Genomic DNA, 19,846 nt, shown 5'->3' on the forward strand with positions numbered 1-19,846 from the left:
CCCCGGGCCTCGCAAAAAACCACCACGTGGGGCCCCCCCCCTCCCGGCAACGGGCCCCCGCCCGCTGCCCCGCTCCCACAGGGACGGTCAACGTTTAGCCTTCAACCAGCTTAATACCCCTAACCCTGCCGCACGACCACTGGCAAAACAGCCCGTGAGCAGGTAGCCGCCGGTGGGTGCTTCCCAATCCAGCATCTCGCCTGCACAAAACACGCCGGGTAATTGCCTGAGCATCAGATTTTCATCCACAGCCTCGAACCGCACGCCACCGGCGCTGCTGATGGCTTCGTCCAAGGGGCGGGCTTTTATCAGCTTCAACGGTAGCGCCTTGATGGCCTGAGCCAGTTGCGCCGGGTCATTGAAGCATTCTGCAGGCGCCAGCTCGCGCAACAGCGCCGCTTTTACCCCATCAATCCCCAGCTGGCTGTGCAAATGCTTGCTCATCGAGCGTGAGCCGCGGGGTTTGGCCAAGGCTACCTGGATTTTATCCACAGGCTTGCCCGGCAGCAGGTCGATCAGGATCGTCGCTTCACCCTGTTGATTGATCGCTTCACGAATCGGCGCCGACCAGGCGTAAATCAAGCTGCCTTCAATGCCTGTGGCGGTAATCACGCATTCGCCCAGGCGCGGCGTGCTGTGTTCCAGGGCAATGGCGATGTTTTTCAGCGGGGCGCCGGCGAACTTGCTGCGCAGCACCTCGCTCCAGCCCGCCACATCAAACCCGCAATTGCTCGGCTGCAAGGGGGCCAGGTCAACGCCGCGCTCAGCCAGCAAGGGCATCCAGGCACCGTCCGAGCCCAGTCGCGCCCAACTGCCACCGCCCAGGGCCAGCAGCACCGCGTCGGGGTTGAGCTGCTTTTGGCCTTCGGGACTGTCCACCAGCAACTGGCCATCGGCCTGCCAACCCAGCCAGCGGTGGCGGGTGTGGATAACTACACCGGACTCGCGCAGGCGCTTGAGCCATGCGCGCAGCAGCGGCGCGGCTTTCATATCGGTGGGGAACACCCGGCCGGAACTGCCGACAAAGGTTTCGATCCCCAACTCATGAATCCACTGGCACAACGCATCGGCATCGAAGGCGCGCAGCAACGGTGCCATCTGCGGTGCGCGTTCGGCGTAGCGCGACAGGAAGGCCGGGTAGGCTTCGGAATGGGTGATATTCATGCCGCCGACCCCGGCCAGCAGAAACTTGCGGCCCACCGACGGCATGCCATCGTAGAGATCGACCTTCACCCCAGCCTGACTCAACACTTCGGCGGCCATCAAACCGGCGGGGCCACCGCCAATAATGGCGACGTGACGGGAAGGGAGTGTGGAGGGTTCAGTCATGGCAGGGCTGCAAATCGGCGAAATAGGCCGGGCATTCTACCTGACTGGGCGGAGCAGATCCCCTGTAGCAGCAGCCTTCGTCCCTCGGCAGCTGTTACAGAGATAGCGATGGCTGTACGAAAAACATACAGCCTTCTGGAGGCCATGTTCTCTGTGCCCTGCAGGCGCTTTCACTCAGGTTATCCACAGGCAGTTCCACAGGCATTGTGGGTAAAATCACACCTCAGTGACAACCTGATGACAGCCAGACCTTCTGTGCACTGTGATGCAATATTCCGTGGCGGCGCGCCAGGGCCTTGCGATCCTTGCTGTATCCGCCGCCAATCACCCCGACCACCGGTATGTCGCGACCCAGACAATGGCGCATCACGCTCTCGTCACGGGCCGCCACACCTTCATCGGTGAGCTTCAAATAGCCCAGGGCGTCGTCTTTATGCACATCGACCCCGGCGTCATACAGCACCAGATCCGGTTGATACAACGGCAGCAGGTAATTGAGCGCCTCGTCCACCACTTGCAAATATTCAGCATCGCCCATACCCATAGGCAGGCCGATGTCCCAGTCGCTTTGCGCCTTGCGTGCCGGAAAGTTTTTTTCGCAGTGCAGGGAAACGGTAATGGCATCCGGCGTATGTTCAAGAATTCGCGCAGTACCGTCGCCCTGATGCACATCGCAGTCAAAAATCAGTACGCGGTTTACCCGGCCGCTTTCCAGCATATAGCGGCTGATGATCGCCAGATCGTTGAAGATGCAAAAACCCGCCGGGTGATCGTAGTGCGCGTGATGAGTGCCGCCCGCCAGATGGCAGGCCAGGCCGTGCTCAAGCGCCTGCTCGGCGGCCAGCAGAGATCCGCCCACGGCGCGAACGGTACGTCGCGCCAGTGCCTCGCTCCAGGGCAGGCCCAGGCGGCGTTGATCTTCGCGGGCCAGCTCGCCTGCCATATAGCGCTCGATATAGCTGCGGTCATGGGCCAGGGCGAGGATATCCACAGGGCATAATTCGGGACGCAGCAGCTCTGCATCAAGGGTCAGCCCGGAGTCGACCAGGTGATCGCGTAACAGGCGGAACTTATCCATAGGAAAACGATGCTCCGCTGGGAACTGCGGGCTGTAGTCATCGTGGTAAATCAGCGGCACTGGCATAGGGATTTTCGCGTCGTAACGAGCGCTGGATATTACCAGCGCTGTACACTCTCATCATATGTAAAGCCCGGTAACAAATCGGAGAGGACGGATGGAGCAGATCAAAGAGCTCGAAAGTGCCCGTTTGCACTTGCGCCCCTGGCGTGACACAGACTTGCCCGAGTTCGCTGCCATGTGCGCCGACCCTCAGGTGATGCGCTATTTTCCGGCGCCCCTGAGCCGCCTTGAAAGCGCCGCGCTGATTGGCCGGGTTCGTGGTCACTTTGCCGAATATGGCTACGGGGTATGGGCATTGGAGCGCAAGGATACTGGTGCCTTTATCGGCTTTACCGGGCTGATGAATGTGTCGTTCGAGGCGCCGTTTACCCCTGCCGTAGAAATCGCCTGGCGTCTGGCTCCCGAACACTGGGGCCTGGGTTACGCCAGTGAGGCTGCCTGGGCCGTGTTGCGCTGCGCCTTTGATCGTCTGGCCCTGGACCAGGTGGTGTCGTTTACCAGCGAGCTGAACCTGCCCTCGCAAAAAGTCATGCAGGCGATTGGCATGCAGCACGATGTCGACGGTGATTTTGAACACCCCTTGCTGCCCGCAGGCGACCCGCTCAGACCCCATGTGCTGTACCGGATCACGCGGGCACAGTGGCTGGAAACCCTGCACGGCTAGGCGGTGTGTTTAGCGGCGCAAGCCGAAAATTTTGACCTGCGTAACGAAGATTACGACGGTAATGCTCTGTGTGAGGAGAATCTGAATGAGCCAAGTGTTGGATGATCTGGTCAATTTGCTGACCCTGGAACCGATCGAAGAGAACCTCTTTCGCGGCAGCAGTCAGGACTTGGGCTTTCGCCAGTTGTTCGGTGGTCAGGTGCTCGGTCAATCGCTGTCGGCCATGAGCCAGACGGTTGAAGACGCCCGCCATGTGCACTCCATGCACGGCTATTTCCTGCGCCCTGGTGATGCCGGTTTGCCCGTGGTGTATCAGGTTGATCGCGTGCGGGACGGCGGCAGCTTCAGCACGCGCCGGGTGACCGCGATCCAGAAGGGCCAGCCGATTTTTACCAGCAGCGCCTCGTTTCAGTACGACGAAGGCGGTTTTGAACACCAGACGACTATGCCTGACGTTGTGGGCCCTGAGAATCTGCCCTCGGAACTGGACATGATGCGCCTGCGTGCGCACCTGATCCCCGAGTCGATGCGGGAAAAACTGCTGTGCGCCAAGCCTATCGAGTTCCGCCCGGTGGTAGGAGAAGACCCGTTCAACCCCAAGGTTACTGATCCGATCAAGTACGTGTGGTTTCGCGCCGACGGCACCTTGCCCGATACCCCGGCGCTGCATAAGTACCTGCTGGCCTACGCCTCGGACTTCGGCTTGTTGACCACGTCCTTGCTGCCCCATGGCAAAGGGGTATGGCAAAACGATATGCAGGTCGCCAGCCTTGATCACGCACTGTGGTTCCATGCCGACCTGCGTGCCGATGACTGGTTGCTCTACGCCATGGACAGTCCATGGGCGGGCAATTCCCGTGGATTCTCCCGTGGCAGTGTCTACAACCGCGCTGGCCAACTGGTGGCTTCGGTCACGCAGGAAGGGTTGATCCGCCATCGCAAGGACTGGGTATGACACTCAAGGACGTCAAACACTGGGTTTTCGACATGGACGGCACCCTGACTGTTGCCGTGCATGACTTTGCCCTGATCCGCCGTGAGCTGGAGATCCCGGCGGATGCCGATATCCTCACTCATCTCAACGGCCTGCCCACCGAGGTGGCGGCGGCCAAACACGCCTGGCTGCTGGAGCATGAACGCGAGCTGGCACAGGCCTCCACTGCCGCGCCGGGCGCGGTTGAGCTGGTGCGCGACCTGGCGGCTCGTGGCTGTCGTCTGGGGATACTGACCCGAAATGCCCAGGAGCTGGCGCATATCACCCTCAAGGCCATTGGCCTGGGCGAATGCTTTGCGCCCGAGGATGTACTGGGCCGGGACAACGCGGCGCACAAACCCGACCCGGACGGCCTGCTGCAACTGGCGCGGGCATGGGATGTAGCAGCGGCGAACATGGTAATGGTGGGGGATTACTACTTTGACCTGGCGTGTGGTCGCGCGGCAGGCAGCAAAACCGTACTGGTCAATGTTCCTGAAAACCCGTGGCCGGAACTGACCGACTGGCATGCCAAAGACTGCTACGCGCTGCGCCGGTTGCTCGGTTAACGAAATACGCGTAGCAGCTGCCGAAGGAACGAGGCTGCGTTCGACGGCGACGCCGTCGTAAATCCAGGCACCGCGGAGAGTCAGTTAAACCGTGCACTCAGACTTCACGATCGCTTTGCAATCGAACGCAGCCTCGTTCCTTCGGCAACTGCTACACAGGGTGCTCTTACTCGCCAAACAACGCCTTCTGACCTTCAGGCGAGGTAAACATCTGATCGCCGTTGTGCCCCACCCCGGGCACTTCAATCAACCGTTGATTGAGCCCTTGTGGATGGCGCTGGGTCAAATACTCAAAGTAGTTCTTGCCCCTTACCAGCCTGAACGCCCCCTGGGCCTCGGCTTCGCAGCCTTTATCAAGCGCCGGGTGGTTGGGGTCGATGTCCTTGGCGCCTAGCAGATAGGTAATGTCGCGCTCTATATAGGCCTGTTCCAACTGTCGGTGTTTTTGCCCATCTGCGTAGGCTGGCAGATCCTTGAGCCCGTATTTCCAGGTATTGAAGCCCGGGCAGTTTGCAGCATCAAAGGTCGGAATCGGTCGCTGTGCATTGAAGTAGGCATAAGAAGACGGGTTGGCCACTACATAGCGCACCTTGATCCCGTCTGCCTGCAAGGCCTTGTCGGCCTGGGTGGTCAGGGCATAGCGCTGCACCACTTGGGCGCCGCCGGAGTGCCCGGCAATCACCACCTCGCGCAAGGCCGGGAAGCGCTTGCGGTCATCAAGACGCTCAAGGATCTGATCCAGTGCCGCGTAGGAACTCAGTGCCTGTGGGCTCACAGCAGGGGCACCGGCCATCCAGTCATTGGCATGCCAGCGCAGCACATTGTCGGGCAAGGTATGGCGCGAGCCATCGCTTTCATTGAGAAACTGCGGTGCAATGACCAGGGTTGTGGGCAGCTGCCCGGCCTGCGTCGCGGCTTGCTCGGCGCTGTGTAAATACGTCTCGGCGTTGCGCAGACGACCATGAATCACGATCAGTGCGCGTTGCACCTGAGGCAGTGGCTGTTTCCAGTCCTGACTCACCCCGACACTCAACTCGCCGGGGCCGATCTTGAGATGTTCGGGGCTGAGTTCTTTAACTCCGTGCTCGGCTGCTTGAACCACAGAGCAGGCCAGCATCAGGCCCATTAATGAAGCGATAGAGCGTATTCCCATTTAAAGCCTCGCTGCCGAGAAGGTATCGCACTGGTTGATATTGCCTTGGGCAAAACCGGTCTTGAACCACTTCACCCGTTGTGCCGATGTGCCGTGGGTAAAAGAGTCCGGCATCACACGGCCCTGGCTTTGCTGCTGCAAGCGATCATCGCCAATGGCATTGGCGGCGTTCAAGGCCGATTCTATATCGCCTGCTTCCAGCCAATTGTGACGTTTTTGCGCAAGGTTGGCCCACACCCCGGCCAGACAGTCGGCCTGCAATTCCTGGCGCACCAGCAAGCCACCATCGCCTTCCATACGTTTGCCTTGTTGACGGGCCATCTGCATTTTCGACGACACGCCCAGCAAGGTCTGCACATGATGGCCAACTTCGTGAGCGATCACATAAGCCTGGGCAAAATCGCCAGCAGCCTTGAAGCGTTGGGCCATTTCCTGGAAGAAACTCATATCCAGATAGACCTTCTGGTCGGCCGGGCAATAAAACGGCCCGCTGGCAGCTGTTGCAAAGCCGCAGGCCGAATTGATCTGGCCGCGAAACAGCACCAGGGTCGGGTCTTTATAGCTGCGTCCGGCTTGCTGAAACACTTGGCGCCAGGTGTCCTCTGTGTCACCCAGAATCGCCCGTACAAAATCGGCCTGCTCGTCATTGGCCGCCGGTGCGCGACCGGCTGGCTGGGTGACCTGAGGCGAAGACTGTTCGGTGAGCTGGCCGCTTAACTGTCCGAGGATCTGCATGGGGTCCTGCCCGGTCAACAAACCGATGCCAACAATCACCACCACGGCCATCAAACTCAGACCTTTGCCGCCGCCTAACCGCATCCCGCCACCACCACCGGTGCCTTGATCGCGTACGTCTTCGACATTATCGCTACGTCGACCTTTTTTCCAAAGCATGGGGGAGTCCTCTGATAAATCGTGTGTTCAAGTGTTGTTGCTGAGTCGGGACAATGCCAGCCCGGCTGTCAGACGTTTCTTGGGTGGGGGGGGCGAGTATGGCATTGCGCTAAAAAGACCTGAACGCCTTAATACAGTTCCGGGCATCGGGCTGAAGTGGTTGAATACGCCACGCCAATCCCCGCCCCGGAGTTGTTAGCCCTGTGAATATCGATACCCGTATCAAGTACCGCCACCTCGTATGCTTTTTGGAGATGGCGCGCCAGGGCAGCCTGGCGCGGGCGGCGGATGTGCTGGCGGTAAGCCAGCCAGCGATGTCAAAAACCCTCAAGGAGCTTGAGGAGTTACTGACGGTCAGCCTGTTTGTACGCAGTAAAAGCGGGGTCACCCTGACCGAGGCCGGGGTGGCCTTTCTGCGTTATGCGACACCTTCGGTGCAGGCCTTGCGGGAAGGTGTGAATGCTCTGCGGGGTGGCGAATACGTGGGCGGTACGGTGCGTCTGGGGGTGTTGTCGACGGTAGAAAGCCTGCTGATACCCGAGTTGGTGCAGCGCCTGCACGCCAGGCATTCGTCGCTGGTGGTGAGCGTCGTGACCGGGCCCAGCGCCTATCTGTTATCGCAGTTACGGGTAGGCGATGTCGATTTGGTAGTGGGGCGCATGACCGATAGCCCGGAAATTCAGGGTATGAATTTTGAGCATCTCTACAGCGAATCCATGACCCTGGTGGTGCGCGCAGATCACCCCTTGATCCGGGGACCGCTGGACCGCAGCCAGCTGGAAAATTACCCGCTGGTTTTGCCATTGGCCAACACCACCATTCGCACCTTTGCCGACAGCCTGTTTGTGCAGTGCGGCATCAGCCAGTCCCGCCAGCGCCTGGAAACCCTGTCGATCACCCTCAGCCGGCGTTATGTGCTGCGCAACGATGCGGTGTGGATCGCCCCGCTGGATGCCGTGCGCCTGGACCTGGCCAGTGGCGAGCTGCAAGAAATCGACCTGGGCCAGCGTGAGCCGGGCGGTTCGATCGGTATTTGCAGCAACGCCCATGTGCCGATGTCGGTGGCAGCGCAAGGGTGTGTCGAGGTTTTGCGTGAATTGGGCCAAGCTTACGGCGAAGGCATTTATCCATAACCATTTGGTTATGGATAGGCCTGGCCTTTTCAATAGTCGTTACGCCCCTGTTGGTTAAAACTGGCGCCCAGCCTTTATAAAAACAACAGGAGATCGACATGTCTGATGCAGACAGCCGGCGCTTTATCATCCGTGACCGCAACTGGCACCCCAAAGCTCTGACCCCTGACTACAAGACTTCCATTGCCCGTTCCCCGCGTCAGGCGCTGGTGAGCATCCCGCAATCGGTGAGTGAGACCAGCGGGCCTGACTTTTCCCACCTTAAGTTCGGCAAGTTCGACAACGACTTGCTGCTGAATTTCAATAATGGCGGTTTGCCGATAGGCGAGCGGATCATCCTGGCAGGTCGCGTGCGCGATCAATATGGCAAGCCGATTCCTCATACCTTGGTGGAAATCTGGCAGGCCAACGCTGGCGGTCGGTATCGTCACAAGAACGACCGCTACCTGGCGCCGCTGGACCCAAACTTCGGCGGCGTGGGCCGCACCTTGACCGACAGTGAAGGTTATTACAGCTTTCGCACTGTCAAGCCAGGGCCTTACCCGTGGCGTAACGGGCCTAATGACTGGCGCCCGGCGCATATCCACGTTTCCATCAGTGGCCCCTCGATTGCCACGCGCCTGATTACCCAGCTGTACTTCGAAGGTGATCCGATGATCCCCATGTGCCCGATCGTCAAATCGATTACCAACGCCGATGCCGTGCAGAGCCTGATTGCCCGGTTGGACATGGGCGCGGCCAATCCGATGGATTGTCTGGCCTATCGTTTTGACATTGTGCTGCGCGGTCAGCGCCAGACTCACTTCGAAAACTGCTGAGGAGCCCCGTCATGCCTATCGAACTGCTACCGGAAACCCCATCGCAAACTGCTGGCCCCTACGTGCATATCGGCCTGGCGCTGGCTGCGGCCGGCAACCCGTCGCGTCCAGAGGAAATCTGGAGCGAAATGGCCAGACCCGATGCTGCGGGCGAGCATATTGTGCTGTTTGGCAACGTTTATGACGGTAATGGCCACCTGGTGCGCGACTCTTTTCTGGAGCTTTGGCAAGCCGACCATAAAGGGGTCTATGACGAAAACTTCGACTCGGAAAAAGCCTTCAACAGCTTTGGTCGCACCGCCACCACCTTCGATGCGGGTGAGTGGACACTCAATACCATCAAGCCGGGCGTGGTGAACAACGCAGCTGGCGTGCCGATGGCGCCGCATATCAACGTGTCGCTGTTTGCCCGGGGTATCAACATCCATTTGCAGACGCGGCTGTACTTTAGCGATGAGCCAGAAGCCAATGCCAAGTGCCCGGTGCTTAACCTGATCGAACAGCCGCAACGGCGTGAAACCCTGATCGCCCAGCGTTGCGAAGTAAATGGCAAAACGGCCTATCGGTTTGACATCCGCATTCAGGGCGAAGGCGAGACGGTGTTCTTCGACTTTTAAAAGGATATGAGGCAAATGCAAAATCTGTAGCAGCTGCCTCGTTCCTTCGGCAGCTGCTACGGGAATTATGTGCGGCTGCGCCGCTGCTGCCACGCCGCCGCCAACCCGCTGGCACAGATAATCGCAATACCGACCCGGCTGGCCAGATCTGGTGTGTGGTCAAATAGCAACCAGCCCAATATCCCCGAGAATACGATCTGGCAGTAACTGAATGGCGCCAGCAATGCCGGTGCAGCAACGCGAAACGATTGGGTCAGCAGCAAGTGCGCAGTCATGCCCAGGCTGCCCAAAGCCAGCATTTGCAGGCCGTGGGTCAGGGTTGGCGTTTGCCAGAAAAAAGGCACCAGCGCACTCATCACCAGCACATTGAACAGCCCGGCAAAAAAGTTGCTGGTGGTAGGGCTGTCGTACGCGCTGAGTTTGCGCGTGAGGATTTGATAGCAGCTAAAGCACAACGCCGCCGCCATCGGCAGTAACACCGCTGGGGTAAACAGTTCGCCACCCGGGTGGATGATGATGACCACGCCGATAAAGCCGCACACCACCGCCAACCATTGCCCCCGCGTGACCGTCTCGCCCAGCAGCGGCCCGGACAAGGCCGCCACCAGCAGCGGTGCCAGAAAGTTGACCGCGGTATTTTCAGCCAGCGGGATAAACAGCAAGCCATAGGTGAAGAACAGGCCCGAACCCAGCAGGCAGATAGCCCGCAACACCTGAAGCAAAGGCCGTTTGCTGCGCAGTACACGCAACCCCGACTGCGGCAGAAAGATCCCTGCCATCAATACGGTATGCACCAGGTAACGTGCCCACACCACCATCACCACCGGGTAAAAACCACTGAGGTACTTGGACAGCGCATCATGGCTGGAGAACAGCGCTGTGGCCGTCACAATCAGCAAGATGCCCTTCAAGGGTTGGTTCACCCCCGAAAGGGGTGTGGGTAATGTCATCGAATACCTCGGTGTTCTATGCGCTAAACCTGCGGGATTTTTCGCGGTGCCATGAAGTACATCCACACTAACGCAATGAAGTACATCGCTGGAATCATGGTGAACAGCAAGGTGTAATTATTGTTGGTGACCGTCAGCACATAGCCCACGAACTGGGTCATAAACATCCCGCCGATCGCAGCGCACATGCCGCCAAAGCCGAACACGGTGCCCATCATGTGCTTAGGTGTGTAGTCCATCACCATGCTCCACACGTTGGCCGTCCAGGCCTGGTGCGCACCCAGGGCCAGGGCAATGGCGCCCACTGCGACCCACAGCTGGCTGGAGCCTGCGGCCATCACCACGCCGATGATGCTGATGGCACACAACAGCATCGACACCAGGCGCGCCTTGACTGCCGCCATGCCGCGTTTGATCAGAACCGATGACAGGATCCCGCCGCCCACACTGCCGAAATCGGCAGTGATGTAGATGATGATCAGCGGGATGCCCATTTGCGTCACGCTGATGCCCAGGTTGTATTGCTGGTTCAGGAACGGCGGCAGCCAGTACAGGTAGAACCAGAACACCGGTGCCGTCATGGCGTAGGACAAGGCGAAGGCCCAGGTACCGCGCATCTTGAGGATGGTGCCGAACGAGACGGTGGTTTGCTCAGGCTCTTTCTCTTGTTGGATGTAGTCCAGCTCGGCCTTGGTGACGGTCGGGTGCTCTTCCGGGTTGTAGTACTTCAAACCCCAGAAGATCAGCCAGATACCGCCCAAGGCTGCCATGCACAAAAAGGCCGCCTGCCAGCCCCACACATGCAGTACCAGCGGCAACATCATCGGCGTGAACATGGCGCCTACGTTGGTGCCGGCGTTGAAGATGCCGCTGGCCACGGCGCGCTCGCTGGCCGGGAACCACAGGCGCGTGGTTTTTACGCAGGCCGGGTAATTGGCGGCTTCAGTGATGCCTAGGATAAAGCGGCAGATCATAAAGCCCACCGCCGAAGTGGCCAGGCCATGGGCGCCGGTGGCCAGGCTCCACAGCAACACGGCGCAGAAGAACACGCGCTTGACCCCGACACGGTCGATCAGTCGGCCTTGCAGCACGAAGCCGATGGCGTAGCCCACCTGAAACCAGAAGTTGATGTTGGCGTAATCCATCGCCGTCCAGCTCATCTCCTTGGCCAGGATCGGTTGCATTACGCCCAGGGCAGCACGGTCGATAAAGTTGAGGGTGGTGGCGAAAAACACCAGTGCGAGCATGCCCCAACGGGTTTTGCCAGTCGCCAGGGTGCCGCGAATCTTGTCACCGATTCCTGCGTTTGGAGCATGGGCAGAAGTGGTGCGTGCAGTCGGAGAAGGGACCATGGATGTTTACCCGTTTCTTGGAATTTTTATGTGGTGTTGCACAACAAGTGACGCAGGGAGTACGGGCTTGATGGTGGCGAGTGGACAAAAAGTCGTCAATTCAAGATAGGCCATATTGTTCGATAATCGCACGAAAAACTAACCGGTTGGTACAGATTGGTTGCTCAATAATAGGGCGCCCTTAATAATCAAGCCATTAAGAAATGCCGTCGCCTGCAGGCTGCGCCAATCCTGGGAGTTATAAATGAAGCGTTCGATCGCCACGGTTTCCTTGAGCGGCACCCTGCCGGAGAAGCTCGATGCCATTGCGGCGGCAGGTTTTGACGGGGTCGAAATTTTTGAAAACGACCTGCTGTATTATGACGGCAGCCCCCGAGAGGTGCGTCAGATATGTACCGATCTGGGGTTGGAAATAAGCCTGTTTCAGCCGTTTCGTGATTTTGAAGGCTGCCGCCGCGACCGTTTGGCCCGCAACCTCGACCGCGCCGAACGCAAGTTTGACCTGATGCAGGAACTGGGCACCGATCTGGTGCTGGTGTGCAGCAATGCCGCAACGGATTCGGTGGGTGACCGGCAGATTCTGCTCGATGACCTGAGCCTGCTCGCCGAGCGCGCCGGGGCGCGCAATCTGCGTATTGGTTACGAAGCCCTGGCCTGGGGCCGTCATGTCAACACCTGGCAACAGGTCTGGGACCTGGTGCGCGAGGTCGATCACCCCAACCTCGGCGTATTGCTCGACAGCTTCCACACCCTGTCCCTCAAGGGTGACCCGAGTGGCATTGCGCAGATTCCGGGTGACAAAATCTTCTTTGTACAGATGGCAGACGCCCCGATTCTGGCGATGGATGTGCTGGAGTGGAGCCGTCACTTCCGCTGTTTCCCGGGGCAGGGCGAGTTCGATCTGCCAGGCTTCCTGGCACCGATCATACAAAGTGGCTACACCGGGCCGCTGTCGCTGGAGATCTTCAACGACGGTTTTCGCGCCGCTCCGCCCCGCGCCAATGCGGCCGATGGCTTGCGTTCGTTGCTGTATCTGGAAGAGAAAACCCGCGAGCGGCTTGCCCTGCAAAATGCCCCGGTCGCTACCTTGGAGCCACTGTTCGCCCCGCCCGCTGCCAGTTCGTACGATGGCATCGAGTTTCTCGAATTTGCCGTGGATGAAAGCCAGGGCGCGCAACTGACCCACTGGCTTGAGCGCCTGGGTTTCAGCAAGGCCGGGCAGCACCGCTCAAAAAATGTGAGCTTGCTGCGCCAGGGTGATATCAACCTGATCCTCAACGCCGAACCCTATTCTTTTGCCCATAACTTTTTTGAGGCCCACGGTCCGTCTTTATGTGCCACTGCCATTCGGGTGCAAGACAGTGCCAGCGCACTGGCCCGTGCCGTGGCCTACAAGGGGCAGCCTTATCGCGGGCTGGTCGGCCCTAACGAACTGGAGCTGGCGGCAGTGCGTGCGCCCGATGGCAGCCTGATTTATCTGGTGGACAAAGACGCTACCGGCAAGCCGTTGTATGAATCTGACTTCAACCTCACGTCAGCCCCATCACCCCAGGGCGGCCTTAAACGCATCGATCATATGGCGATGGCATTACCCGCCGACAGCCTCGACAGCTGGGTACTGTTCTATAAGAGCCTGCTGGATTTCGAAGCCGATGACGAAGTGGTGCTCCCCGACCCCTATGGTCTGGTAAAGAGCCGCGCGCTGCGTAGTCGTTGCAGCTCGATTCGCTTGCCGCTGAATATCTCCGAGAACAGAAACACCGCCATCTCACATGCTCTGTCGAGTTATCGCGGCTCGGGTGTGCACCATATCGCCTTTGAGTGTGACGACCTGTTCGCCGAAGTCAGCCGCGCCAAAGCCGCAGGCGTGCCGCTGCTGGATATCCCGCTCAATTATTACGACGACCTGGCTGCACGCTTCGATTTCAATGACGAATTCCTGAGCAAACTGGCCTATTTCAACGTGCTGTATGACCGCGATGCCCAGGGTGGCGAGCTGTTTCATGTGTACACCGAGGCGTTTGAAGGGCGGTTTTTCTTCGAGCTGCTGCAACGCAAAAATGGCTATGCCGGGTATGGCGCGGCGAACGTTGCGGTGCGCCTGGCGGCGATGGCCAAGTCACGCAGTGGTGCGGTGCGTCAGGCAAAGTTGTAGGGCGACTTCCTTCATGGGGCGGGGCGCCCCATAATCCCGGGCACTCCAACCTGGCCGTGAGCCTTAAATGACCAATACTCCAGAAGTCGATACCGGCGCCACGGCACCGCTAGTCGAACCGCGCAAAAGCCGTAAGAACAACCCTGAAAAGACCCGGGAAAATATCCTGCAAGAAGCCATTGTCGAGTTCGTCGAACAAGGCCTGGCGGGGGCGCGGGTGGATGCGATTGCCGAGCGCACTAAAACCTCCAAGCGCATGATCTATTACTACTTCACCAGCAAGGAGCAACTCTACGTCGAGGTGCTGGAGAAGTTGTACGGCGAAATCCGCAGCATCGAAAGCTGCTTGAATCTGGATCAGCTTGAGCCGGTTCTGGCGATTCAACGACTGGTGGAATTCACCTTCGACCACCACGACATGAATGCGGATTTTGTGCGTATCGTCAGCATCGAAAATATCCACAAGGGCGAGTACATCAAGCGCTCCGAAGGCATCAAGGCCATGAACGACACGATCGTGCAGGCACTTGAAAACATCCTGCAGCGTGGTGTGGAGCAAAAAGTGTTCCGCGCCGGGCTCAACCCGCTGGATGTGCATTTGCTGGTCAGCTCATTCTGTTTTTACCGCGTATCAAATCGCTACACCCTGGGTGAAATTTTCCAGGTCGACTTCTCTGATCTGCAGGTCAAGCAGCGTCAGCGCGACATGATGTGTGATGCCGTATTGCGCTATTTGCAGGCGTGAACAGGCGGCACACTTTGTACTAATGAAACACAATACCAATTGAAAATCATTCTCGACAAAAAGTAAGATAGCGGCCCCTTTCCTTCATGCTCAGGGAGTCGGTTTGTTGGATACGGATCTCAAGGGCTTGTTCCTCAAGCATGCCAGTACCCTGCGCGGGTATCTGGCGCGCAAGGTACGAGACCCACAGCTGGCCGCGGACCTGGTGCAGGAAAGTTTTCTGCGCATGGCCGAGCGTGACCGCAAAGAGCACATCGACAACTCCCCCGGTTACCTCTATCGCATTGCTGGCAACCTGCTGGTCGATCACATTCGTCAGGAAACCCGGCGCAAGACCGATACGGTCCCCCATGAAGCACTGGCCGAAATCGAAGACGAAATGGCAGGGCTGGAGGCCCAGGCGATGGCTGAACAACAGCGCATGGCTCTAAAGCAGGCATTGTCCGAATTGCCCGAACGCACCCAGGAAATCTTCCGTCTCAACCGCATCGAGGGCATGACCCATGCTCAAGTTGCGCGCCATCTTGAAATTTCCGACAGCTCGGTGCAAAAGCATCTGTCGAAAGCCTTGGCTTACGTCATGCAGCGTCTACAAGAGCCCGAGAAATAACTTTCAAATATGTGGATGAACGGCTTACTGAGTTTTAGCCGGCGAGACGTCACTGCTTATATATAACGAGAAATAGAGATTCACACCTGATGAGCCAAGGCCCCGAACAGCAGAGCATTACTGAAGCGGCCGCCGAGTGGGCGGTGCGTCTGCACGCGGGTGCGTTGAGCGAGGAGGCGCAGGCGCAGCTGGAGCAGTGGCTGGCGGCCGATAAGCGCCATCCAGAGGCCTTGCGCTTTGCCGAGCAGACCTGGGCAGCGCTGGGAGATTTGGCGCTGGAGCCGCGACCTGTTGCCCATCGCCAGCGACCAGCAGAAGCCCGACCTGCGCCGGTGAGCCGACGTCGACGGCCGTTGCGCTGGGCCGGACGTGCGGCAGTGCTGTCGTTGGTAGTCGCAGTTGGCTGGTTTAGCGGCCCGACGATACTGGTACAGATGCAGGCCGACTACCGCACAGGTGCGGGAGAAATCCGCACGGTTCAGCTCGACGACGGCAGCTCGGTACAGCTGGATGCCTCCAGTGCCATCAGCATCGACTACGACACTGGCGAGCGGCGTATCAGCCTGCTGGCGGGTTCGGCGGTGTTTGACGTGGCGCCCATGGGCGAAGCCGAAACCCGGCCTTTTGTGGTGCAAAGTGCGGGCGGGCGCACCCGAGCGCTGGGCACGCAATTTGTGGTGGGCCGCGAAAGCCGCGATCAGGCCTGGGTCGGCGTGCTGCAACACAGCGTTGCCGTGAGCCTGCAAACGCCGCCGGCCCAAGGCGCAGCGCAGCAAACCCTTGAGGAGGGCCAGAGCGCCCGCTACAGCGCAGCGCAGGGTGTAGAAAAACTGCCCGGTTTCGACTTGAGCGCAGCCACCAGCTGGCGCCGTGGTGTGCTGGTATTTGACCGCCAGCCATTGGGCCATGTGATCGAGCAGCTCAACCGCTATCGCCCCGGCCAGATCATCTTGGCCAACCCGGCCCTGGCCAGTCGACAGGTCAGCGGCGTATTCCGCCTCGAAATGCTCGACAGCGCCCTGCACACCCTTACCCAGGAGTTGCAGGTGCAGCGCGTCGAACTGGCGGGCGTGAGCCTGGTGTATTGAGCCACCACAAAGCTCTGCAGCGCTTTTTGAAAATTAATCGCAAAAACCTTTACTGACTTTTCCCCCATCTTACGTCTTGCTATTGAGATTCATTCGCAAAGCAGCTCGTAAGCCTGGGGAAAATAAAAATGATGGGTAGTCAGCGCAAAGGGGTGCAATCCGCAAGTCGGTTAGCCTTTGCAGTTCATGTCGGGATTTTCGCCCTGTTGGCGGCGCAAATGCCGGTGCAGGCCGCAAATAAGATCAGCAGCGCCGTTCAGCAAGAATTTATTGCTTTCCATATTCCGGCCCAGCCGCTGGACAAGGCCGTGCTGATCTTCGCCGAACAGGCGGGCCTGCAAGTGCTGTTTGACAGCCAGATGCTGCGCGGCCTGAGCTCCGTGGCGCTGAATGGCGACCTTGGCGTGCAGGAAGGCCTGGCGCGCTTGCTGGGCAACAACCCGGTGGAATATCGCTTTACCGGCGAGCGCCAGATCACCCTGACCCGCGTCAGCGGCGAACACAACGGCGCCCTGGCCCTGGGCACCACCTCGGTGACGGCCAGTGAGGGTAATACGGCGGATTGGGTTTATCAGACGCCTGAAGGGGTGTCCGTGATTACCAGCGAGCAAATCAACAAGCGCGCCCCCCGCCACACAGCCGACATGCTCGAAGAAACCCCCGGTGTCTACACCGCAGTAGACCAACGCGACCCAGGCTTGTCGGTCAATATCCGAGGTCTTCAGGACTATGGCCGGGTCAACATGAACGTTGATGGCATGCGCCAGGACTTCAGCGTCAATGGTCACCAGCATCGCAACGGCGTGATGCTGATCGATCCGCAGATGATCTCAAGTATTGAAATTGATAAAGGCACTCAGTCGGGCATGGGCGGTGCTGCAGTACTCGGGGGGATCGCCACCTTTAAAACCATCGAAGCCAGTGATTTTTTGAAAGATGGCAAAGAGTTCGGCGGACGTATCCGGGCAGGTAGCGGTATCGGTGAATTGGGTAACGGTACTTATTTCAACGGTGGTGGAGTGTTCGCCATTGGAAACGACATTGGCGATGCCTTGTTTGCCTACAGTGAACGACACTTCGGCAACTACCGTAGTGGCCGGCAAAACGCTGACAACCTGGGGGATGAAATCCGCGTCAAAAAAACTCGCCGCGAAGCCTGGAACAACTGGCTGAACAATGAGGTGGGGGATGCAGGCAGCGTGACGCGATCGCAGATGGTCAAGTTCGGCCTCAACTTGCCCAATGATCAGCGTGTGCAACTGAGCTATCTGAATACCGACAGCGACAGCAATGATTCATGGACCTACGCGATCAACAACGAGACGGACTATGAGTACGTCCGCCACAGCAAGAACAATCTGGGCACCGCCAACTTCGGGCTGGACTACAGTTTTAATCCCGACAACGAACTGATCGATTTCAAGGCCAAGCTGTATTACGTCACCACTGAACTGGTGCGTTCCAACGCCGGGCACCAGACGAGCGAAGTAAGGAACAACTACGACCCGTACAAGGACTATTTCCGTACCGATACCTGGGGGCTGCAAGGCGAGAATACATCACGCTTCAACTTCGATTCCTACGGTCTTTTGACCTGGAATTATGGCCTGGAGATGTACCAGGACAACTTCAAGCCAAAGAGCAATAAAGTTGCGGCCTTGAGTGAAGCGGTAAAACCTTATGTTGATGGTGCCGACCCTTCTGGCAAACGCACTATGGCCAGCCTGTTCAGCAATCTGGAGTACAACTACAACGACTGGCTGACCCTCAATGGTGGCTTGCGCTATGACCGTTATCGTCTTGAAGGCAAGACGGGGATGACGCTGTATCGTCAAGAAATCATTCGGTATGAGAATGGTGTGCCGGTGGTTAATCTGGATCCGGCAAAGCGTGTCGAAGATACCTACGACCTGGACGAAGAGAGCGGCCAGTTTTCACCGACGTTCGGTCTTGCGATCAAGCCGGGTGTGGACTGGCTTCAGTTGTATGCACGTTGGGGCAAGGGATGGCGCCCACCGGCGGTGACCGAAGTATTGATGACGGGGCGGCCTCATGGCGGCAATGCCCCTGAACGGGTGTTCCCAAACCCCTTTCTCAAGGCAGAGGAATCCAGAGACTGGGAAGTCGGCTTCAATATATTTAAAGAGTCGTTATTTTTTAATAATGACCGTCTGGGTATGAAGGTTTCTTATTTTGATAACCGAATCAAGAACTTTACGTTTATGCAGTACGGTATCGCGCTGCCTGAAGCATCAAATAATTTTGGTGATCTGGCATACGTTAATAACTTGAATGATACCCGTTTTAGGGGGCTTGAGTATCAGCTCAACTATGATATGGGGCGTGCGTATACCAATTTAAGCTACACCCATATGATTGGTGCTAACGATTTTTGTGCAAATGATCACTATCTTGGGGGCGCCAAAAAAGCCGGAAAAATCCTGAAGAGTTATTTGGAGCGTTATGTAAAGCCGGATGGGACAATGGGCTTTAGAAAAGTGAGCGAGTATGAGTACCTGGATGATGATAAAAGCAACAGCTACGTCGCGTGCGGCGGGATCATGGGCAGCGCGGCGCATATGCCCGCAGACCGGGGATCTTTAACCGTTGGTGCACGCTTTCTGGAGCGACGCCTGGACACGGGTATTCGTTTGCGCTATAGCCGCGGTAACGGTGCCGATATGAATGCCCATAACTATTACAGTATCGAGCAAGCGACCTGGCCTAAGTACAGTGTGTATGACCTGTATGCCAGTTACTGGCCCACTAATGATGTGAACCTCACGTTAGTGCTGGAGAACGCCACTGATGAGGCATATTTCGTTGCCATGGGCGATGCCAATAACTTGAGTTTGGCTCGGGGTCGTACATTGAGCGGAATGCTCGAATACAAATTTTAAAAAACAGCGATTCTGTCGTTGTTAAAGATTTTGCTCGTATTGAGCAAAAGCACGGAGACGTGTGCAGGTTGTCACTAAATCTATCAATGGAAGAAAGTAAATATGACTATCTCAGTAACTTACAACTCTCTGTACGGCGATATTTCGGTTAAGGATGTGTTAAGCGAATGGTCGACCGGTTTCCGCACTGCCGATCATGGCACAGTGAATACCGGTGGTTTCAACACCGGTGGTCGTGCAATGACAGGCGAGCAGTATGCAACTCAGGGTGCCAATGGTTCGAAATACGCCTTTGTGGCTGAGAGCAATACGGATAATGGTTTGAACTACGTGTTTAACCCGAAACTGTCTGCGGGCGACAACATGAACCACTACCTGTGGGGCAACCTGGATAACGTGCAGTTGGGTGAAGTGCTTGGCGGTGGTAAGGGCAGCGACTTTACCTTGGGCGACTACACCGCCTCCTTCAACGGCCTCGACCTGTCTGCCGCCAGCGATGCCGGCCGTGCGGGCAACGCTGTTCAGGACGTGATCTACGGCCTGATGAAAGGCGACGTATCGGGTCTGGAAGGCGTGCTCAACAACCTGCTGAGCGGGTTCGGCCTGAGCACCGATTCAACCTTCGACCAACTGGCGGCAGCTGGCCTGGCTCACGCCGATGCACCACTGGCGGCTGATATCAGCCTGGTGGGCGTGCTGGATGTGGCTCAGGACTGGGCACTGGCGGCGTAACTCCCGCCCACCTCAGTGAACTC

General features: G+C 58.0%; 18 protein-coding genes. 12 read left to right on the top strand and 6 right to left on the bottom strand.

Annotated elements, in window-relative coordinates; all coding sequences use genetic code 11:
• Positions 1-87: 87 nt before the first annotated feature.
• Positions 88-1,329: a TIGR03862 family flavoprotein gene (locus QN377_RS09345; protein WP_095018407.1), complete on the bottom strand. Its 1,242-nt coding sequence runs from the start codon at positions 1,327-1,329 to the stop codon at positions 88-90.
• Positions 1,330-1,552: 223 nt separating this feature from the next.
• Complete coding sequence (locus QN377_RS09350; protein ID WP_095018406.1) at positions 1,553-2,473, bottom strand: histone deacetylase; 921 nt, start codon at positions 2,471-2,473, stop codon at positions 1,553-1,555.
• A gap of 91 nt (positions 2,474-2,564) precedes the next feature.
• Here QN377_RS09350 and QN377_RS09355 point away from each other — a divergent pair, with 91 nt between their 5' ends.
• The 3 genes from QN377_RS09355 to QN377_RS09365 all read left to right on the top strand — a co-directional run bounded on the left by QN377_RS09355 (position 2,565) and on the right by QN377_RS09365 (position 4,676).
• Positions 2,565-3,134, top strand: a complete 570-nt coding sequence (locus QN377_RS09355) for a GNAT family N-acetyltransferase (protein WP_095018405.1) — start codon at positions 2,565-2,567, stop codon at positions 3,132-3,134.
• 85 nt (positions 3,135-3,219) lie between these two features.
• Positions 3,220-4,089 (top strand): acyl-CoA thioesterase II, encoded by an 870-nt coding sequence (tesB, locus tag QN377_RS09360; RefSeq protein ID WP_095018404.1) that lies wholly within the window; start codon positions 3,220-3,222, stop codon positions 4,087-4,089.
• On the top strand, positions 4,086-4,676 hold the full coding sequence (locus tag QN377_RS09365; RefSeq protein ID WP_095018403.1) for an HAD family hydrolase: 591 nt from the start codon (positions 4,086-4,088) through the stop codon (positions 4,674-4,676). The genes tesB and QN377_RS09365 overlap by 4 nt, the downstream gene beginning before the upstream one ends.
• Positions 4,677-4,842: 166 nt before the next feature.
• On the opposite strand, the gene QN377_RS09370 is transcribed toward QN377_RS09365, so the two are convergent.
• Together QN377_RS09370 and QN377_RS09375 are read right to left on the bottom strand one after the other, a co-directional pair.
• Entirely contained in the window at positions 4,843-5,829 is a 987-nt protein-coding gene (locus QN377_RS09370) for a hypothetical protein (RefSeq protein ID WP_095018418.1), read from the bottom strand.
• Complete coding sequence (locus tag QN377_RS09375; RefSeq protein WP_095018401.1) at positions 5,830-6,723, bottom strand: neutral zinc metallopeptidase; 894 nt, start codon at positions 6,721-6,723, stop codon at positions 5,830-5,832.
• A 203-nt stretch (positions 6,724-6,926) separates the two neighbouring features.
• On the opposite strand from QN377_RS09375, the gene pcaQ reads away from it, so the two are divergent.
• The 3 genes from pcaQ (at position 6,927) to pcaG (ending at position 9,291) form a co-directional block, all read left to right on the top strand.
• Positions 6,927-7,856 carry a pca operon transcription factor PcaQ gene (gene pcaQ / locus QN377_RS09380; protein ID WP_094999389.1) on the top strand — a complete coding sequence of 310 codons (930 nt, stop codon included), beginning with the start codon at positions 6,927-6,929 and terminating at the stop codon, positions 7,854-7,856.
• A gap of 98 nt (positions 7,857-7,954) precedes the next feature.
• Complete coding sequence (gene pcaH, locus QN377_RS09385) at positions 7,955-8,674, top strand: protocatechuate 3,4-dioxygenase subunit beta (protein WP_016779340.1); 720 nt, start codon at positions 7,955-7,957, stop codon at positions 8,672-8,674.
• An 11-nt stretch (positions 8,675-8,685) separates the two neighbouring features.
• Entirely contained in the window at positions 8,686-9,291 is a 606-nt protein-coding gene (gene pcaG / locus QN377_RS09390) for a protocatechuate 3,4-dioxygenase subunit alpha (protein WP_094999387.1), read from the top strand.
• Positions 9,292-9,356: 65 nt separating this feature from the next.
• Here pcaG and QN377_RS09395 read toward each other — a convergent pair whose 3' ends face one another.
• Both QN377_RS09395 and QN377_RS09400 read right to left on the bottom strand, forming a co-directional pair.
• The gene (locus tag QN377_RS09395) at positions 9,357-10,241 is read right to left on the bottom strand and encodes a DMT family transporter (RefSeq protein ID WP_094999386.1); all 885 of its coding nucleotides are present in this window, start codon (positions 10,239-10,241) and stop codon (positions 9,357-9,359) included.
• Positions 10,242-10,264: 23 nt separating this feature from the next.
• Positions 10,265-11,593: an MFS transporter gene (locus QN377_RS09400; RefSeq protein ID WP_094999385.1), complete on the bottom strand. Its 1,329-nt coding sequence runs from the start codon at positions 11,591-11,593 to the stop codon at positions 10,265-10,267.
• A 244-nt stretch (positions 11,594-11,837) separates the two neighbouring features.
• Between QN377_RS09400 and quiC the strand changes: the two genes are divergently transcribed.
• From quiC to QN377_RS09430, 6 genes are all read left to right on the top strand, one after another.
• Positions 11,838-13,748 (top strand): 3-dehydroshikimate dehydratase QuiC, encoded by a 1,911-nt coding sequence (gene quiC, locus QN377_RS09405; RefSeq protein ID WP_095018400.1) that lies wholly within the window; start codon positions 11,838-11,840, stop codon positions 13,746-13,748.
• 67 nt (positions 13,749-13,815) lie between these two features.
• On the top strand, positions 13,816-14,493 hold the full coding sequence (locus tag QN377_RS09410) for a TetR/AcrR family transcriptional regulator (protein WP_095018399.1): 678 nt from the start codon (positions 13,816-13,818) through the stop codon (positions 14,491-14,493).
• 103 nt (positions 14,494-14,596) lie between these two features.
• Positions 14,597-15,103 (top strand): RNA polymerase sigma factor, encoded by a 507-nt coding sequence (locus QN377_RS09415; RefSeq protein ID WP_095018398.1) that lies wholly within the window; start codon positions 14,597-14,599, stop codon positions 15,101-15,103.
• Positions 15,104-15,189: 86 nt separating this feature from the next.
• Positions 15,190-16,191 (top strand): FecR family protein, encoded by a 1,002-nt coding sequence (locus tag QN377_RS09420; protein WP_254925879.1) that lies wholly within the window; start codon positions 15,190-15,192, stop codon positions 16,189-16,191.
• Between the two features lie 128 nt (positions 16,192-16,319).
• A complete protein-coding gene (locus QN377_RS09425) occupies positions 16,320-19,091 on the top strand; it encodes a TonB-dependent receptor (RefSeq protein ID WP_095018396.1) in 2,772 nt (923 codons plus the stop codon).
• 102 nt (positions 19,092-19,193) lie between these two features.
• Positions 19,194-19,823, top strand: coding sequence for a heme acquisition protein HasA (locus QN377_RS09430; RefSeq protein WP_095018395.1), 630 nt, complete (start codon positions 19,194-19,196; stop codon positions 19,821-19,823).
• The last annotated feature ends 23 nt before the right edge of the window (positions 19,824-19,846 follow it).

The organism is Pseudomonas sp. CCC4.1, assembly GCF_035019225.1.
Classification (GTDB): domain Bacteria; phylum Pseudomonadota; class Gammaproteobacteria; order Pseudomonadales; family Pseudomonadaceae; genus Aquipseudomonas; species Aquipseudomonas bubulae.

Coding starts and splice junctions, on each gene's coding strand:
- QN377_RS09370 (WP_095018418.1), bottom strand. CDS start 5,829: ATGGGAATACGCTCTATCGCTTCATTAATGGGCCTGATGCTGGCCTGC.
- QN377_RS09410 (WP_095018399.1), top strand. CDS start 13,816: ATGACCAATACTCCAGAAGTCGATACCGGCGCCACGGCACCGCTAGTC.
- quiC (WP_095018400.1), top strand. CDS start 11,838: ATGAAGCGTTCGATCGCCACGGTTTCCTTGAGCGGCACCCTGCCGGAG.
- pcaH (WP_016779340.1), top strand. CDS start 7,955: ATGTCTGATGCAGACAGCCGGCGCTTTATCATCCGTGACCGCAACTGG.
- QN377_RS09355 (WP_095018405.1), top strand. CDS start 2,565: ATGGAGCAGATCAAAGAGCTCGAAAGTGCCCGTTTGCACTTGCGCCCC.
- pcaG (WP_094999387.1), top strand. CDS start 8,686: ATGCCTATCGAACTGCTACCGGAAACCCCATCGCAAACTGCTGGCCCC.
- QN377_RS09395 (WP_094999386.1), bottom strand. CDS start 10,241: ATGACATTACCCACACCCCTTTCGGGGGTGAACCAACCCTTGAAGGGC.
- QN377_RS09345 (WP_095018407.1), bottom strand. CDS start 1,329: ATGACTGAACCCTCCACACTCCCTTCCCGTCACGTCGCCATTATTGGC.
- QN377_RS09425 (WP_095018396.1), top strand. CDS start 16,320: ATGATGGGTAGTCAGCGCAAAGGGGTGCAATCCGCAAGTCGGTTAGCC.
- tesB (WP_095018404.1), top strand. CDS start 3,220: ATGAGCCAAGTGTTGGATGATCTGGTCAATTTGCTGACCCTGGAACCG.
- QN377_RS09350 (WP_095018406.1), bottom strand. CDS start 2,473: ATGCCAGTGCCGCTGATTTACCACGATGACTACAGCCCGCAGTTCCCA.
- QN377_RS09375 (WP_095018401.1), bottom strand. CDS start 6,723: ATGCTTTGGAAAAAAGGTCGACGTAGCGATAATGTCGAAGACGTACGC.
- QN377_RS09400 (WP_094999385.1), bottom strand. CDS start 11,593: ATGGTCCCTTCTCCGACTGCACGCACCACTTCTGCCCATGCTCCAAAC.
- QN377_RS09365 (WP_095018403.1), top strand. CDS start 4,086: ATGACACTCAAGGACGTCAAACACTGGGTTTTCGACATGGACGGCACC.
- QN377_RS09430 (WP_095018395.1), top strand. CDS start 19,194: ATGACTATCTCAGTAACTTACAACTCTCTGTACGGCGATATTTCGGTT.